Raw genomic sequence first — 16813 nt, 5'->3', positions numbered from 1 at the left:
GTGGCTAGGCAACAAGCGTCTGCGATTTCAATTCGGTTGAAGCGCCGCTATGGTGTAAAGCGATCGACTAAGGGCCCCGGCCCCGTTGGATCGGGGGGGCCGACTCTTAGGTGAATACGGCACTATGGGAATCCAGGCTAGGTAGGCTATGAGAATCCACATCGCGGAAAACCATCTTCACCTTGGGCTTCCCTCTTCGCGGCGGCGCTGGCTGTCGCAGATGGGCACCGGCTTCGGTGCCCTGGGCCTGGCGGCGGTGCTGGCCGATGCGGGACTGCTGGGCGAGGGGGCCGCGCAGGCCGCCTCGAGCGGCGCGGCGGCCAGTCCGCTGTCGCCGAAGTCGCCGCACTTCGCGCCGCGGGCCAAGCGGGTGATCTTCCTGTTCATGAACGGCGGCCCGTCGCACGTCGATACATTCGACCCCAAGCCGGCGTTGGAGAAATATGCCGGTCAGCAGCCCGAAGAGCTGACGAAGAATTATCAGCGCACGGTCGGCAAGTTGTTCCCCTCGCCCTTCAAGTTCGCCAAGTATGGCCAGAACGGCATCGATGTGAGCGAGCTGTATCCGCACACGGCCCAAGTGATCGACGAGGTGTGCGTGATTCGTTCGATGCACACCGACATTCCCAACCACGAGCCGGCCTTGCTGATGATGAACTCGGGCCACACGCAACCGACGCGGCCTTGCATGGGCTCGTGGCTGACCTACGGCCTGGGGACCGAGAACCAGAACCTGCCGGGCTTCGTGGTGCTCTGCCCCGGCAAGCCGACGGTCGGACCGCAGCTTTGGGGCAACAGTTTTCTGCCGGGCGTGTTTCAGGGCTGCCACATCAACAATGGCAAAATCGCCCCGCAGTCGGTCATCGAGCACGTCCACAACAACTATCTGCCGCCCGACGCCCAGCGAAAGCAGCTCGACCTGTTGCAGCAACTCAACCGCGAGCACCTCGCCGAGCGCGGCGAAGACGGCCAGCTCGAAGCGCGGATCGAGTCGCTGGAGATGGCGTTCCGCTTGCAGTTCGCGGCCCAGGAAGTGTTCGACCTCAATCGCGAGACGGTCGCCACACGCGACGACTATGGCCCCGGCCAGTTTGCCGACGCCTGCCTGGTGGCGCGGCGGTTGGTCGAGCGCGGCGTGCGGATGGTGCAGGTTTACTTCGGCGGCGGGCAGCCGTGGGACGATCACGGCGACATCCTGAACCACGCCAAGCACGCCCAGCAGAGCGACCGGCCCATCGCGGCCCTGATCAGCGACCTCAAACGCCGGGGCCTGCTCGACGAAACGTTGATCGTTTGGAGCGGCGAGTTCGGCCGCACGCCCTGGTCGCAAGGGGCGAAAGGCCGCGATCATCATGCCCGTGGTTTCACGTCCTGGCTGGCCGGCGGCGGCGTCAAAGGCGGCCTGGCGTTTGGCGAGACCGACGAGTTCGGCAACGACGCCGTCAAAGACAAGGTCCATATTCACGACCTGCACGCCACGATTCTGCACATGCTGGGCATCGACCATGAGCGGCTCACCTATCGTTACAGCGGCCGCGACTTCCGCCTCACCGACGTCAGCGGCCGGGTGGTCCACGAGATCTTGGTGTGACTACGAACGACGAGCAAGTTTGTTATACTAGCCAGCACAAGCCCGGCGGTCGGGCTTGCAAATCGACCCCTATCAGGAGCTGCGGCAATGAACAACGACAAACGGATAACCTGCCCGGAGTGCGAAAGTGGTTGGACGCGACGCGATTTCGTCAAAGCGGCGGGCGGTGCCGCTCTGATCGCGGGCACGATGCCGCTGGTGCCCAGGGCTTCCGCGGCTCCCCTGGCGAGCAGCGCCGCTGAAACGGCCGCCAAGCGGTTGTACGAGTCGCTCAGCGACGAGCAACGCAAGGAAATCTGCTTCGAGTTCGACCATCCGCTGCGGCAGAAGATCAACGCCAACTGGGCGATCACCAAACCGAGCATCGCCGACTTCTTCTCCAAGGAGCAGCAGGCGACCATCGACGAGATCTTCCGCGGCGTGACCAGCCCCGACGGTTATGAGCGGTTCCTCAAGCAAATGGAGGGCGACGCGGGCGGGTTCGGCCGCTATCACGTGGCCTTGTTCGGCGCGCCGGGCACCGGCCGGTTCGAGTTCGAAATGACGGGCCGCCACATGACCATTCGGGCCGACGGCGACAGCGTGGAGAACGTGGCCTTCGGCGGCCCGATCATTTACGGCCACGGAGAAGGCGACGGCGAGGCCGGTCTGCCGGGCAACGTCTTCTATTATCAAACCCAGAAGGCCAACGAGGTCTTCGCCGCGCTCGACGGCAAGCAGCGCGAGAAGGCGTTGCTGCCCAAGGCCCCGCAAGAAAACCAGGTGCCCGTGCAAGGTCCGCAGGCGACGTTCCCCGGCATCGCGGTGGGCGAGCTGTCGCCCGACCAGCAGGCCCTGGTCGAGCAGGTGATCAAAGTCATCTTGGCGCCTTATCGTCAAGAAGACGTCGACGAGGCCGTGACGATCCTCAAGTCCGAAGGCGGTCTGGCGAAGTTGCACGCCGCCTTTTATCAGTCGGGCAATCTGGGCGGCGACGAAGAGTGGGACATCTGGCGGCTGGAAGGCCCCGGCTTTGTCTGGCACTTCCGCGGCTCGCCCCACGTTCACGCCTACGTGAACATCGCGCGGCCCAAGACGACCTGATTTATTCGTATTCGATTACTTGCGTACTTTTCGCTTGCCGGCGTCGGGCCGACTTGCGCGGTCTGCTTCGGCTTCGCCCCGCTGCATCGCGCGGTTCAGCGGCGTCGACGGTTATTGGCATGGCGGGTCGGACGGATTGGTGACAGAAAAATTACCAGACAGAAAAACGAGGGAAGGATTAATGCAGGCGCGCCCATCCATGTTTTTCGCCATCTGCTCAATTTTTCTGTCTGGCAATGTTTCTGTCATTTATTTGTAGTAGGTTGTCGAACGTGGCCACGCTGGGCGAGCGCTTGGCTTGCTCGATGCGGTTGAGCGTCTCGACGCATGACCCAAATATCATGACCGTGCAAATCCGAAGCAGACGCAGGTGGGCACAGTTCAGTTTAAGGAGCTTCATGCTCGCTGCACTTGCGCTGGGTTGCAGTCTCGGTTGGTTAGGCCAATGGTATCAAGCTGCAATCACGCCTCGGCAGCCGCATGGAAAAGTGGTTTGGGTGGACGAACGAAATCAGGCGGCGTACGTGAGATTCGAAGATCCTCGATTCCTTAAGTCGGTCAAGACGGTGGCCATCTACGATTCCGGCGAAAAGATCACTCGTTTCGCGAATTTCAAAGCTACGGCCCGCGTTAACCAGTTTCTTGGTCCCAACGTCGTCGAAATTCACTTCTCTCACGGCTCCGATCAGGTTGCGAGGATGCGCTATGTGACAAACCCGATTGTCGAGGGCGACACCGTGTATTCACCGGATATTGAGGCACGCCCGTGAAAGCCACAATCTTGAGCCTGCTTGCATTGAGTCTCGCGGCGCACCTCACGGTTGCGGCGAAAGCCGACGATGCACGATCGCCCGACGCCGTCCGGCTGATCTTCGATACCGATATTTGCGGCGATTGCGACGACGTGCTGGCGCTGGGCATGATCCACGCGCTCGCGGACCGCGGCGCCTGTCGATTGCTGGCCGTCACCGTCAGCGCCGACAACGAGCTGGCCGCGCCGTTCGTCGAAGCGATAAACCACTTTTACGGCCGCGGGCAAGTTCCGATCGGCATCGTCGGCCGAGGTGGAGTCCGCGCCGAAAGCCAGTTTCTTTCGCTTGCCGAACGGCGCGACGACGGCCGGTTGCGTTATCCGCGCAGCGAGACCTATGGTTCTGAGCTACCGTCGGCCACCCGCCTGCTCCGCAAGACGCTGGCGGGCGAAGACGACGCATCAGTCGTGATCGTGCAGGTCGGCTTCTCGACCAATCTGGCCCGGCTGCTCGACTCGCCGCCCGATGATGTTTCGCCGTTGCCAGGCGAGGAGTTGGTGCGACGCAAGGTCCGCCTGCTGTCGTTGATGGCCGGCGCCTTTACTTCGATCGGCGGCGAGCGGCGCTACCGCGAATATAACATCACTCAGGACGTGGCCAGTGCGCGGACGGTCGCCCAGCGCTGGCCGACCCCGATGGTCTGGAGCGGGTTCGAAGTCGGCATCGCCTTGCCCTATCCGGCCGTGAGCATCGAGCGCGATTACGGCTACGTCGAGCACCATCCGCTGGCCGAGGCCTACATCCTTCGCAATCCGCCGCCGCACGAGCGGCCCACCTGGGATCTGACGAGCGTACTCTACGCAGTTTATCCTGATCGCGGCTACTTCGACCTTTCGCCATCGGGCATGGTGGCCGTCGAGCCGGACGGCTTTACGAAATTCACGGCCGATGCCGCGGGGCGACATCGCTATCTCGTGGCGCCGGCCGATCGTCGCGCTCGCATTGTGGAAGCGCTCGTGCAGCTTTGCTCTCAGCCGCCGGCAAGGAGCGAGCGATGACTACCAGTGCATGACCTGCCCGCCGTCGACGTTCATCGTTTGCCCGGTGATGTTCTTGGCACGCGCCGATGCCAGGAAGACCGCCAGCGCGGCCACGTCTTCGGCCTCCTGCCAGCGGTTGAGCGGCACGTTGCGGCGGATTTTTTCGGCCGCCCATTCCTCGTAGCCTTGGGCGCCGTCGGGCTGCCGCGCACGCCACGCCGCCCACACCGATTGGTTCAACTCCGTTTTGATCATTCCGGGACAAACACAGTTCACCCGCACGTTGTATTCGGCCAGATCCTTGGCTGCGCACTGCGAGAAGTTGATCAACCCCGCTTTGGCGGCACTGTAGGGCGGATCGGTCGGCGAACCGATCTGCCCGGCGATCGACGAGACGAACAGAAACGTACCGCTGCGGGCGGCGATCAGGAACGGCGCAAAGGCATGCGCCACGTGGACCGCACCGACGAGGTTGACTTGCAAGACGCGGCCCCAGTCGGCCGGTTCCAGGTTCCAGAAGGGAAAGCCGTACTTGCCCGAACCGACGCCGGCTGCAAAGAACACATGGTCGATGCGGCCCTGGCGCTGGTGCGTCTCGGCAGCCAGGCGTTGCATCGCCGCGTAATCGGTGACATCGCCCACCACGCCCGCCGCCGCGCGGCCGCTGCGGTCTTCGAGTGCTCGGGCGACCTCGGCCACCGCCGGCTCGCGATCGACGAGCACGACGGTCGCGCCCTCCTCCGCCAACGCAACGGCGATGGCACGCCCGATGCCGCGAGCGCCGCCGACGACTACCGAAACCTGATGCTCCAGTTCAAGCTTCATGGACGTTATCGCTTTCGCCGCCGGGCACCGTTGCCGGCCCGCTTCGCTTCCAGGTCCGTGACGAGCAACAAGTCGATTACGTTCCACGTGTCATCGGGCTGATACACAATAACGGTCCGCCCGCTGGGCGCGGAGGCCATGAATTCACGGCTGGGTACAGGAACCTCCCGGCCGTCGGCCAGATGAATAACGAACGGTTGGAACGGTTCGGCGTCATAAAAATTGCGGATTTGTTGGATCGTCATGGCTGTTCTCAGAAGTGGGCAGTGGCTGGTTCGGTGCGAACTTGATCGCGCTCGCTACACCCTACAAGATTAAATCCGCACGGGCAAGATTTTTGACACCGAATCACCGCCGGCCGGGTATCTTAAGGTGGCTGGGGACTGGATTGCAAGGATAGGTACTTTCGCCGCGTTACCAATGTTTTCTTCCACCCCTATCGCGGCAGCCGACGTTCCACACTACGCCGAGGTGATCGACACGGTCGATGCCGCTGGCGGCGCTGTTGTGGCCGAATCGGTCGACAGGCCCGCCGCCTTCGACGAGCCTCAAGTCGGTTTTGTCAGGAAGGTTGCCCGGCTGACCGTTTCGGCCACCGATTGGCTGTTTGGCGCGGCGACGCTGATCGTCGGCTTGGCGCTGCTGGCCAGCTATCCAGTGTTGCAGATGCTGAGCCTGGGATACCTGCTGCAGGTGAGCGGGCGGATTGCCCGAACGGGACGGCTTAGGGACGGCTTCATCGGCGTGCGGAAGGCCGCCCGATTGGGCAGCATTGCGTTTGGCACATGGCTGGTGTTGCTGCCGTTGCGGTTCGTCTCGTCGATGGCTGCATCGGCCACGCTGATCGATCCCGAAAGCCGGGCAGCCCGTGGCTGGTCGATGGCGCTGATCGTACTCACGGTGCTGGCCGTCGCGCATATCGTGAGTGCCTGTTGGCGGGGAGGCCGTTTGCGGCATTTTCTTTGGCCGCGGCCGGTTCGACTCTTGAAAAGTCTCCGTCGCAAAGGGGCCTATACCGAAACCCGCGACGCCGTGTTGCAGTTCGTCGCCGGCTTGCAATTGCGGCACTATTTCTGGCTGGGTCTGCGAGGGTTTGTCGGCGGACTGGTCTGGCTGTTCGTTCCCATCAGCTTGCTGGCTGCCGCGCAAAAGGTTCCGCCGGTCGGTTTTTTGGGGGCGTTTGTATTGATGTGGGTGCTGATGTACTTGCCGTTCCTGCAGGCCCGCTTCGCGGCCGAGAACCGGTTCGGAGCGCAGTTCGAGCTCTCGGCGGTGCGCGCTCTGTTTCACAAGGCGCCGGTGCTGTTTTGGCTGTCGCTGTTTTGTACGCTGCTCTTCGCGCTGCCGCTCTATTTGCTGAAGATTGAGATGGTGCCGCGCGAGGCGGCCTGGCTGCCGAGCCTGGTGTTTGTGATCTTCATTTTTCCGGCCCGGTTGCTCACCGGCTGGACGTGTGGCCGCGCTGCGCGTCGGCCGACGAACCGCAACTTTTTCGTCCGTCAGGCGGCGCGGTTGGCAATGGTGCCGGTGGTGGCCTTCTATGTGCTTGTCGTCTTCCTGACGCAGTACACCTCGTGGCATGGCGTCGCCAGCCTCTATGAACAGCACGCCTTTCTTGTGCCCGTGCCCTTTTTGGGATTGTGACCCGACGTCAGTGGGCTGAGTTGGGGTGGGCCGCCATTCTTGCCCGGACCTCGGGCAGCGGATAGTCGAGGATCGTTGGCTCCAGACGCCGGCTAAGTTCGACCAGCCGGCGCCAGCCGCGCGTGACGAGCTGTTCCTGCTGGCGCACGTAGTCGGCGTCGAGTTGCCGCTTATCGAAAGGCCCGTCCATCACCACCGGACCGAAGTCGTCGGCGACGATGAATTGCGCCAGCGCGGGGTTGCAGCGAATGTGCCGTTCGCGGGTCGTGTGCAGGGTTTCCGGATCGACGAGGCCGATCACATAGCGCAAATAGAGGTCGCTGTCGGCGATCGTTTCTACGTCGCCGCCGCAAATATCGCAGAGATAGCCTTGTTCGCATTTGGCCATATCTCTCATTCCAGCACGTCCTGCATTCCATACAGCCCCGGGGGCTTGCAGGCCAGGAACTTGGCGGCCGCTAATGCCCCGCAGGCATAGCAGTCGCGGTTGGTCGCCTTGACCGTGATCTCCAGCGTTTCGCCCAGCAGTCCGAACATGATCGTGTGCTCACCGGGATTGTCGCCCAGGCGGACGGCGTGATAGCCAATCTCGTCGTGCGGCCGGGCACCAACGCGACCCTCGCGGCCATGCCGCCGGTTCTTTTGCCCCATCACGCCGGCGATGATCTCGCCAAACTTGAGCGCGGTGCCGCTGGGCGCGTCTTCTTTGTACCGATGGTGGCGTTCGATGATTTCCACGTCGGCGCCGCTGGCATGGTCTTTCAGCGCCTCGGCCGCCGCCGCTGACAACTTCATCGCCAGATTCACTGCCAGACTCATGCTCGGCGACCACAGCACGGCAATGCGTTGGCTCGCTTCGCGGATCCGCGCTTGCTGTGCCGCGTCCAGCCCCGTGGTCGCCAGCACAAGCGGCGCGCCACGGCTGAGGCAGGTTTCCAGAATCGTGGCCGCGCCGGCCGGAGAAGAAAAATCGATCACGACATCGACCGCCGCGTCCAGCTTGCCAACCAGCGGCACGCCCAACTCGCCGACTCCGGCCACGAGGCCTGCGTCCTGGCCCAGCCGCGGATGATTGCCGGCGTCCAGGGCGGCGACGAGCTTCAGGTCGCGGTCGGCGCTGGCCAGCGCCACCAGCCGTTGCCCCATGCGGCCCGCAGCCCCGTGTATGGCAATGCGTGTCACGGAAACGAATACTCCGGATTGTCGGGATCGAAATCGCGGTCGGTCAGCCCGACGTTCAGCTTCAAGTCGTAGTAGGAATACGTCTCGCTCAGCACCGGCTCCGCGGCGTCGCCGGCCGGCCATTCGTGCGATTCGAAATGCACGGGCACGTCCCACTCGTCGTCGAGCACGATGCGGGCGATCGCCAGCCGGAAATCGCCCACCGGCCGCGGGCTGCTGATTTCGACCTGCGTGCACGGCCGTTCGGCAAACTCGGTCTTCTCGATCGTCGTGGTGCTGTCGCGGAACAACTCCTTCTTGCTGCCCAGGTCGATCAGCTTCTGGACCAGGTTGGCCAGCCCGACGTCCTTGATGGTGTAACGATTGCCGCGCGTGGCCAAGTAGCCGTGCGGATCGAGGCTCAGGCGGCCAATCACGCTGCTGCCGAAACCCGTGGTGTGGGCGATCAGGTTGCCGTCGTTGCGGCCCTCGACATAGATCACTTCCTGTCCGGCGGACGAAGTCGGCTCGATCGCGCGCAAATAGACGCTGAACGGCTGGTGCCGGATTTTCATTTCGCTGCGTTCTTCGGGCAGCAGCACATCGCCCACGCGTTCGCGCTTCGAGAAGACGCAGGTGTAATCCTTGATGGTTTCGAGATTGGCCAACGACTGCCGGGCCAGCGCCAAGGCGCGATCGAGATCGCTTGCGGCGTCGCTGGACGGCGTCTCCTTGTGGCCATCGGCAGGCTGGGCGTTCTCCGCCTGCACTGGCGCCCCATCGGCGTCGGCGGTTGAAGCGGGCGGCGCGGTGCCCTGGGCCGCGGGCGCGCCGCAACCGACGACCGCCAAGAGGCAGCCGGCGACAGATCCCGTCAGGATCGAATACAGCAATTTCATGGCAGCTTGTTTTGTCCAGTACGTAAGGTGGGCCGGCGCTCGCAAGCTCGCTGGTCCCACCCTGCCCGTCTCTCCGGCAACTACCATACCCGATTTTGGCTTTTCACGCATGAGCGCTTCAAGCGGTAGTGCTATCATAAGGGAAGCGACAGAGAAAGCTTCCAGACCCATTCTCGTAATTCAATGGACAAACGGGTTCTCCTGGCCGGCCTCTTTCACGAGACGCACACGTTTCTCGAAGGTCATACCCCGCTGGCCGACTTTCAGTTTCGCCGCGGAAAAGAGTTGCTGGCGGCGGCGGGCGACGGCTCGCCCCTGGCCGGCGTGCTGGAAGCCGCCGACGCCTACGATTGGTCGCTGCTACCAGTCGTCGACGTTCGGGCCACGCCCGGTCCGACGGTCGAAGACGCCGTGTTCGAGCAGTTTTGGCAGGAGTTCCTGGCGGTGGCCGGACCGGCATTGGCACAGGGCATCGACGGCGTCTTTTTGGTATTGCACGGGGGCATGGTCACGCATTCGTGCCGGGACGTCGAAGGCGAACTGCTGGACCGGATTCGCGGCTTGCCCGGCGGTGCCGGCGTCCCTCTGTGCGGCGTGGTCGACCTGCACGCGAATTTTACCGAGCGGATGGCCCGCCACAGCAACGGGCTGATCGCCTATCGCGAGAACCCGCACGCCGACGCACGCCGCGCCGCGACCGACGCGGCCGAGCTGTTGAAGCGGCTGATGCACACCGGTGAGCGTCCCCTGACGGCCTGGGTGCATCCCCCCTTGATGTGGCCGCCGACGGGTACCGGCACGGCCGACAATCCCCTGGCCACGCTGGAAGCCGCCGCGCGCAACCTGGAAGTCGACGAGCCGCACTTTCTGGCGGTCAACGTGTTCGCCGGCTTTGCTTTTGCCGACATCCCCGACACCGGCGCGAGCTTCACGGCCGTCACGTTGGGCGACCCCGACGATGCGCACGCCCAGTTGCGTCATCTGAGTCGCTGGGCCTTCGACCATCGTCAACAGGGAAACCGCCTCGAACCACCGTTGGAAGAGGTGCTGCCGCGGCTGAGTCAGCACAAGCGGGGACCGGTCCTGCTGGTCGAACCGTCCGACAACATCGGCGCGGGCGCGCCCGGCGACGGCACCGCGGTTTTGCGGGCGCTGATCGACAACCGCATCGGCCCGGCGGCCGTCGCCATCTGCGATCCGCAGTCGGTCGAGCAGTTGGCCGACGTGGCGATCGGCGGACGCAAGACGCTGGCCATCGGCGGCAAAGGGCATCGGCTTTCCGGACCGCCGGTCAGGGTGGAGGTCGAGCTGCTGTCGCGCAGCGACGGGCGATTCAAACTGGAAGACCCGCAAAGCCATCTGGCTTCGATGTCGGGTGCCCGATTCGAGATGGGGCGGTCCGCGGTGGTGCGGCACGAAGGGATGACGGTCTTGCTCACCAGCCGCCGCACGCCGCCCTTCGACCTTGGCCAATGGCGCAGCCAGGGAATCGCCCCCGAAAAAATGTTCGTGATTTGCGTCAAGGCCGCGGTCGCTCATCGCCGCGCCTACGAGCCGATCGCGGCGGCCAGCTATCTGGTGGGCACGCCGGGGCCTTGTTCGAGCGACCTGCGCACGCTGCCCTATCAGCACGTGCGCCGGCCGATCTTTCCTTTGGACACGTGACGGACCGCACCCTGACCTGGAACAACAGCCGTAGGGTGGGACCAGCGAGCTTGCGAGCGCCGGCCCACCATGTTTGAGGCGATCGGCGTTAGGCGTTAGGACAGCATCCCATGAAGAGAGACGAGTTGATCGAGTTCGATCGCCGGCTGAAGGAGTTGGGGCCTCACGCTCCCGTGACCGTGGCGATGATCGCCGTCAACGCGATGATCTGGTTGATGATGGTCACCAGCGGCGCCGATTGGCTCGATCCGAGCGCCGAAACGCTGCGCGCCTGGGAAGCCAACTATGCGCCCCTCTCGACCCGCGGCGAGGGATGGCGGCTGGCGACGTGCTTGTTCGTTCACGCGGGCATCGTGCAATTGCTGGTGAATCAATGGGTGCTGTACCAGTTGGGAAGCTGGCTGGAACGCTTCTTGGGCCACGTCGGTTTTGCGCTGCTGTACCTTCTGGCCGGGTTCGTCGGCAGCATGCTCGGCGTCCGCTGGCGACCCGAGGCCACGCTGGCGGGCAGCACCAACGCGATTTACGGTTTGATCGGCGCGTTGGCCGCCTTTTACTGGCGCTCGCCGGGAACGGTGCCGTCGGCGGCCTTGGGACGCTTGCGTGCCGGCACGTTTGTGTTTCTGGCGTATAACGTGGGCGTCGAGCTTTATCGGCAACGACTCGACAGCGGCGGTTTTTTTGGCGGACTTGCGGCCGGCTTCTTGACGGGGCTTGTGCTCTCTCAGCCGCTCTCCGGGCCGGAACCGCCCGTGCGGTGGTGGAGAAACGCGATCGTGGCGGCTGCGACGGTGCTGGTCATATTCGTTGTCGCACCGTTCGTGGCCCATCCGCCGCCGCCCGATGTTCCGGCCGAGGTCACCGCCTGGTACGACCTACGACGGCAGGCGATCGAGACGTACTCCAAAGCGGAGGATGATTTCAAGGCGGACCGGATCACGGCGCAAGAATTCGTCCGCCGCATCGAACAGGAGATTTTGCCCAACTGGCGCCGCAAAGAGGCGCATCTGAAGGATCTCGATCTCAAGGGACTCACGCCTTTCGCAGTCGAGCAGATCGAGGCGCTTCGACATTCGATGGAGCTGCGCAGACAGGCTTTCGATCTCGTGGCCGATGCCCTGTCGCAAGGTGATGGCCAGGCATTTGATAGGGCTGCGGAGAAAGCGGTGGAAGCCCAAGGCATTGAAGACCGCGTGCTCGACGCGCTCCAGCGGCAGCAAAAAAAGAGCGCTCGCAAAGGCGCGCGTGGTGGATGAACGTGCGGAGTTGCGTTCAATGAGGACTGCCCGCGCGGGCTTCCGCCGGGCAAGCCGGCGGCATCCTGCCGAACAGGTAAGCTTACTCATGGTCCACGGGGATAAACTGACGCGACCAGGCGGCATCGACGGCCGAAAGCGGCGGATCGGGCACCTCGGCGTAGATGGTTTTGCCGTAGTCCGCCGAGTCGTAGCTCTGGTGCAGCAGTTCCTGCAAATCGAGCATGATCGGCGGCTCCGAACTTGTAAGCGGCACAGGAATGGTCGGCAATCGGTCGCGCAGGCCAATTGGCCAAAAGCCGATCCGGGGCCGCAATTCATACTGGCAAATGAATACGTAGTAGTCGCAGTCCGGAAGCGGCGGCAACTCGGGTCGCGTCCCGCCTCGCCGCAGATCGATCTCCACCAGGTGCGTCTGACTGGCAAGGACGCCGTTTCGCTTGCTCAGGTAAGCGTCGCGATCGGGGCCGCGTCTCTTGTTGGCCGGACTGAGCAGTTCGATGATCGTGATGACGCGGCGATCGCGACGGTCGCGGATTTCAAGCCACGAATCGCGCACGAGGTCGACTTCCGGCAGCACCAGCTCGACGGGCGCGTCAAGCTCCACGACGGCCGTCGGATGCTCCGGACGACTTGCGGCGGAGACGGCAACGTCGGCGCGACCGAAAAAGCGGCGCTCCTCCTCGGAAAGTTCGCGAATATAGACGCGGGCCTCGATTCTCGCAAAGTAGTCGTCACCCAACTGCGAATTGAGTGCGGCTTGCGCCCACGTCAAGAAGTTATGGTGGAAATCTTCCCAAACGTCGTCCTGCTCGAGGAACGGATTCATTCCTGGAAACGGTGATGGCATGGCGGTAACTTGCTGCAAGGTGAACTTGGTGTCACCCCTAATTTTATCATGCCGCTTTGCGCGGCAACATTCCGCACCGGCCGTGCCTCGTAAGGTGGGGCAAGCGAGCTTGCGAGCGCTGGCCAGACGACGTCGCTTACGGTGGGCCGGCGCTCGCAAGCTCGCTTGCCCCACCCTACGGCCTCGCCGAAAGCGCAATATCAAAATATCAAAATGCGCAAGGAGGCTCAGGGATTGTCTCTGGCAACGGCTCCGGCGCGGGGCGGGCAGGCGCGGTTTCAATTGCTTCTTTCCAGGCACGAAAGGCGATTTCAGCAAAGCTGCTGGCCAGAAAACCGAGAAAACCGCCCACGGCCGCCGCGGAGATGGTTCCGACGATCACGCCGCAATACCCTGCCCGTTCAAGGCTTAACATCACCAGCGCCACGCTTCCCAAACTGCCGCCCACGAGCGCCCCGACGCCCGTGGCGACCAGCATTGGCCAGCCGGGACGGCAACTTTCGCTGAGCCGAGCCGGGCCGACCATAGGGGTGATCGGCCGGTCTGGGGCCGCTGAGCTTACCGGTTCGTCGGCCGTGCGGGCCCGGTGGCTGGCCCACGGTGCGACGCGCGTCCCCCAAAAATTCGCGCTGACATGCGCGCCACCCAGTAGCAACAGCGCCACGAGCACCGACGACCAGACTGCCCCGATCAACTGCATTAGCGCCAACAGCCCGCTGGCCACCGCCACCAGGTAGAGCATCGTTCGCAAACGGAACTGAAGCGGAGAAGCGGCAATTTCGGCCGGCCTCGGCTGTGCATCGCCCGTCTCCTCGCGGTTGCCATCGCGCCCTGTCGACCAGCGGCGCAAGCGGCTGGCGCGCGCAAGCTGGTTCAGTCCGTCGAATTGTCCGGCGCGGTTGGGAAGATTCTCGGTCATGACTCGTCACAAGCCCGTTTCTATCGTAACATCTAGCGCGTATTTGCCTACAAGGTGATGAGAGATGAGGGCTGAGAGATGAGGGACGTGCGCCCATGCCGTCAACGGTCGCCCTCGTCACCGGCGGATCGCAGGGCATCGGTGTCAGTGGCACGAACGATGCATACTTAACGCGGCCGAGGATGAGACGTTGGCGGTGGCTGGGGCAGAGCCTGGCCAAGTGGAGGCTGGCGCTCCGTTCATCTCGGCGGCCAGGCGATGCCCCGGTTGGACGCACCTGGGCATCGCTTGGCCGCCCCGCTCTTGAAGGGTGCCAGCCGCTATCGGGCCAAGCTCTGCCCCAGCCACCGGCCCAGGCTCTAGCCGCGGACTACGGACAACGGACCACGGACGTCCATCGCCACGGCACCGGCGCCAGCCGCCTTGAAATCCCAGTCGTAGCGCTTCAATTCCAGCGCCAGACAGGTGATGGCCATCAAGATCGCGACCAGCGCCACCAACAGCAGCCAGGTGTAGATATCGGCCTTCGGTTTTTGAACGACAACGCCGCGATTGGCGTCAGTTAAGTCTTGTGGCGACAAGATCGTTCCTCGCAATGGGAGCCAGGCGGAATTCGGGAATGACTTTGGCAACCGATTTATCGGGCCGCACTTCGACGACTTCAATTTTGGCGATCGGCCTGCTCTCGCCCTTTTGTTTGCGATAGACGTAGGCCTGATGCCCCTTGCGAAGGCCGTCGTCGCCACCGATGGAGATTTCGACCAGCCCGTCGGCATTGCTGGCCAGCACAATGCCATCGACTTTCGGCGGCAGGTTGTCGGCCGGCTCGTTGATATCGATGCCTTTCCTGGCCGCGATGTCGCGCATCTGAGCCATCTGCCGCACCAGCGTCCGAGTGCTGGCCGTTAGACGGTCGCGCTCGCCTTCCGCTTCGTGCAGCTTGTCGGTCAGAGCCACCGCTTCTTTGAAGGCCGTGTCGCGGGCTTCGTGAGTCTCGGCGATTTCCTGCCGTGCTTTGTCGATTTCCTCCAACTTGGCCGAGAGCAACTCTTGCGCGACCTGAGCGGCCTCGGTGGCGCGACGCTGGCCTTCGGTCAGTTTCGCAAGCTGCTCGACGAGTTGGTCATATTCTTTTTTCAGCTCGGCCTTTGTGGTTTCGAGACGCGCCAACTGGGCACGGCGGGAATTGTCTTCCGTTTGCGTTGCTTCTTGCAGCTTCTTTAGCTGGGCTTGCAACCCATCGGCCTTGAATTTCGCGTCTTCCAATTCATACTTCAGACCCATCGGCTCGCCCGGCTTCGCCTGGTCGCGCGGCCGCAAGGCGACCGCCTTCCAGTTCTTGTGCGTGGCATACACGGCCACGGAAAAACCGAGGAACAACAGGCTCATCACCAGGATCAAGACAACGAAGATTTTTCCCAGCAGGTTCATCGCAAACCGCTCCTAGAATTCGGCCGATCGCCGTTTGAGTTGCTAACCAGTGGATTCAGTATAACTTGGGGCGAATTTGATAGTCAACGGAAAATCACGCGGAGGCCCTGATTGTCCGGCGCGGCAAGGTAGCTCGCCGAGAGCGGCATTGCGTCCCGGATTGCCGCGATCAACTTTTCGGCCTCGTTCTGTCCCCGGCAAAGGGCAAACACGGTCGGTCCCCAAGACGACTGCCCGACGCCGGCCACGCCCAGCGTGCGGCACCGCTCGATCAGGCTGGCCAGGGCAGGGCTGGCGTAAATGCCCCCTTGCACCGCCGCAAAGCACTCGCCCGCCAGCCGGCCATAGCGATAAAGGCTTTCGCCGAAACGCTCAAAGTCGCCCTGGCTGGCAGCGGGCACCAACTCGCAGACCAATTCGCGGCACAGGGCGGCGGTCGTCGCCAAGGGGACCGGAGGAAGCCGGTCGAACGCCCGCTGCTCCGTTTCGCCGGATAGCCCCGCCGATTCGCCCGGCAAAAGCAGCACAAACCGCCATTGTTCGGCGAGCGCCACCCGGCTGACCAACGGCGAAATCTCGTCGTCGCGCAGCTTTCCGCCTTCAACGATCAGCCCGCCGCCGAGTGTACCGTGGATGCCGACCGCCGATCGCCTGCCCCGGCCCACCCATCGGGCAAGTTGCTCGGCGGTCGCATCGGGCGCACCCAAATAAGCGGCCAGGCCTCGCGCGAGCGCCATGCCCAACTGAGTGCCGCTGCCCAGTCCGGCGTGTTGCGGCGGCGCCGATTCGACGGTGATGCTCAACGGGGGAGCGCCAGAATTCTCACGAATGCTGCTACCCCACCAGGGGGCGTGACGCGACAGGTGGGCCACATGCTGCCGCACGCGGTCGCTCAAGGGCCCGTGGACTTCGAAGCGGTCGCTTTCGCGAATGCCGAGTCGAAGTGCCGGTTCGGCGATCATTGCTCCGGCGCCTCCGAACTGCCGCAGGCCGCTTTGGCCGAAAGAAAGCATGCCAAAGTGCAGCCGGCTGCCGGCAACGACACTCACGACTCGCTCAGCCATTTCCACCTCGCTTTCCGGTTGCGGCCACATAATCGCCGAGCAGGGCAAAAGCGCGATGCTCCTGCGGACCGCCAGTCTTGTCGATCAGGATCTTCAGTTTGGCAAACTCCCCGGCGATCTCCTCCGACGAGAGCAGATGCGTGCGGGTGGCGAGAATTGCGGCTTCCACCACGGCGTGCTTGGCCCGGTTGAAACCAAAAAAATCCCGCACATGCCCCGTGGCGACCACATCGGCAACGAACGTCGCGCGCGGGCTTTGATCGTCGCCATGTCGCACGCGGAAGGCGTGCCAACGGCAGGTGTCGGCCAGGCGAAAACCCTCGACGCCTTCGGCCGCCATCAGTTCGGGAAGCGGATCGAGTCGTCCGATGGCCGCCCGTGCCAGCAGCTCGACGTCGTCGGTGACGTGAAATACGCCCTGGCCGGCCCGCTTCAGATTTTGAAAGGTGGTTGAAGTCTGAAACGGCCGCAGCACGATCTGACGCCGCTCGAGGTCGACCTGCGGTCCCATGGGAGCGACATTGACGGTTCCATCGGCGTTGAGCGTGGTCACAATGCCTTCGAGGATCATAACGTCAACCTACCACAATTGGCCGCTTCGGTTACAATGTCGCTCACGGTTCGAATGGTTGA

At 63.5% G+C, this 16813-nt stretch carries 18 protein-coding genes; 7 read left to right on the top strand and 11 right to left on the bottom strand.

The features are described from left to right. Positions 1-148 precede the first annotated feature (148 nt). From VNH11_05145 to VNH11_05130, 4 genes are all read left to right on the top strand, one after another. On the top strand, positions 149-1591 hold the full coding sequence (locus tag VNH11_05145; protein HVA45754.1) for a DUF1501 domain-containing protein: 1443 nt from the start codon (positions 149-151) through the stop codon (positions 1589-1591). 87 nt (positions 1592-1678) lie between these two features. Further along, complete coding sequence (locus VNH11_05140; GenBank protein ID HVA45753.1) at positions 1679-2674, top strand: DUF3500 domain-containing protein; 996 nt, start codon at positions 1679-1681, stop codon at positions 2672-2674. Between the two features lie 398 nt (positions 2675-3072). Further along, the gene (locus VNH11_05135; GenBank protein HVA45752.1) at positions 3073-3444 is read left to right on the top strand and encodes a hypothetical protein; all 372 of its coding nucleotides are present in this window, start codon (positions 3073-3075) and stop codon (positions 3442-3444) included. Beyond that, positions 3441-4484 (top strand): nucleoside hydrolase, encoded by a 1044-nt coding sequence (locus tag VNH11_05130; GenBank protein ID HVA45751.1) that lies wholly within the window; start codon positions 3441-3443, stop codon positions 4482-4484. The genes VNH11_05135 and VNH11_05130 overlap by 4 nt, the downstream gene beginning before the upstream one ends. On the opposite strand, the gene VNH11_05125 is transcribed toward VNH11_05130, so the two are convergent. Together VNH11_05125 and VNH11_05120 are read right to left on the bottom strand one after the other, a co-directional pair. Then, complete coding sequence (locus VNH11_05125; protein HVA45750.1) at positions 4485-5291, bottom strand: SDR family oxidoreductase; 807 nt, start codon at positions 5289-5291, stop codon at positions 4485-4487. Positions 5292-5296: 5 nt separating this feature from the next. Further along, on the bottom strand, positions 5297-5536 hold the full coding sequence (locus tag VNH11_05120) for a hypothetical protein (protein HVA45749.1): 240 nt from the start codon (positions 5534-5536) through the stop codon (positions 5297-5299). A gap of 175 nt (positions 5537-5711) precedes the next feature. On the opposite strand from VNH11_05120, the gene VNH11_05115 reads away from it, so the two are divergent. Then, positions 5712-6935: a hypothetical protein gene (locus VNH11_05115; GenBank protein HVA45748.1), complete on the top strand. Its 1224-nt coding sequence runs from the start codon at positions 5712-5714 to the stop codon at positions 6933-6935. Positions 6936-6942: 7 nt separating this feature from the next. Here VNH11_05115 and VNH11_05110 read toward each other — a convergent pair whose 3' ends face one another. Genes VNH11_05110 through VNH11_05100 form a run of 3 tightly spaced genes read right to left on the bottom strand, consistent with a single transcriptional unit; the run spans position 6943 to position 8995 of the window. Beyond that, positions 6943-7323, bottom strand: a complete 381-nt coding sequence (locus VNH11_05110) for a hypothetical protein (GenBank protein HVA45747.1) — start codon at positions 7321-7323, stop codon at positions 6943-6945. Positions 7324-7328: 5 nt separating this feature from the next. Next, positions 7329-8117 (bottom strand): 4-hydroxy-tetrahydrodipicolinate reductase, encoded by a 789-nt coding sequence (gene dapB / locus VNH11_05105; GenBank protein HVA45746.1) that lies wholly within the window; start codon positions 8115-8117, stop codon positions 7329-7331. Continuing rightward, positions 8114-8995: a DUF1571 domain-containing protein gene (locus tag VNH11_05100; GenBank protein HVA45745.1), complete on the bottom strand. Its 882-nt coding sequence runs from the start codon at positions 8993-8995 to the stop codon at positions 8114-8116. Before VNH11_05100 ends, dapB begins: the two co-directional genes overlap by 4 nt. A gap of 183 nt (positions 8996-9178) precedes the next feature. Between VNH11_05100 and VNH11_05095 the strand changes: the two genes are divergently transcribed. Both VNH11_05095 and VNH11_05090 read left to right on the top strand, forming a co-directional pair. Then, on the top strand, positions 9179-10660 hold the full coding sequence (locus VNH11_05095; protein HVA45744.1) for a M81 family metallopeptidase: 1482 nt from the start codon (positions 9179-9181) through the stop codon (positions 10658-10660). A 110-nt stretch (positions 10661-10770) separates the two neighbouring features. Beyond that, positions 10771-11916, top strand: a complete 1146-nt coding sequence (locus tag VNH11_05090; protein ID HVA45743.1) for a rhomboid family intramembrane serine protease — start codon at positions 10771-10773, stop codon at positions 11914-11916. 82 nt (positions 11917-11998) lie between these two features. Here the strand turns inward: VNH11_05090 and VNH11_05085 are convergent, their stop codons facing one another. From VNH11_05085 to VNH11_05060, 6 genes are all read right to left on the bottom strand, one after another. Then, the gene (locus tag VNH11_05085) at positions 11999-12766 is read right to left on the bottom strand and encodes a DUF4058 family protein (protein ID HVA45742.1); all 768 of its coding nucleotides are present in this window, start codon (positions 12764-12766) and stop codon (positions 11999-12001) included. Positions 12767-12974: 208 nt separating this feature from the next. Further along, complete coding sequence (locus VNH11_05080; GenBank protein HVA45741.1) at positions 12975-13685, bottom strand: hypothetical protein; 711 nt, start codon at positions 13683-13685, stop codon at positions 12975-12977. Positions 13686-14044: 359 nt separating this feature from the next. After that, positions 14045-14266: a hypothetical protein gene (locus VNH11_05075; GenBank protein HVA45740.1), complete on the bottom strand. Its 222-nt coding sequence runs from the start codon at positions 14264-14266 to the stop codon at positions 14045-14047. After that, positions 14244-15116: a hypothetical protein gene (locus tag VNH11_05070; GenBank protein HVA45739.1), complete on the bottom strand. Its 873-nt coding sequence runs from the start codon at positions 15114-15116 to the stop codon at positions 14244-14246. The genes VNH11_05075 and VNH11_05070 overlap by 23 nt, the downstream gene beginning before the upstream one ends. An 83-nt stretch (positions 15117-15199) precedes the next feature. Further along, positions 15200-16180 carry a hypothetical protein gene (locus VNH11_05065; GenBank protein ID HVA45738.1) on the bottom strand — a complete coding sequence of 327 codons (981 nt, stop codon included), beginning with the start codon at positions 16178-16180 and terminating at the stop codon, positions 15200-15202. After that, positions 16173-16751, bottom strand: coding sequence for a DUF447 domain-containing protein (locus VNH11_05060; protein HVA45737.1), 579 nt, complete (start codon positions 16749-16751; stop codon positions 16173-16175). The genes VNH11_05065 and VNH11_05060 overlap by 8 nt, the downstream gene beginning before the upstream one ends. Positions 16752-16813: the final 62 nt, after the last annotated feature.

The sequence above is a fragment of the Pirellulales bacterium genome, assembly GCA_035533075.1.
Taxonomy (GTDB): Bacteria; Planctomycetota; Planctomycetia; order Pirellulales; family JAICIG01; genus DASSFG01.
Note: the sequence above shows the minus strand (reverse complement) of the source record. Positions and strands in the feature narration are given on the sequence as shown.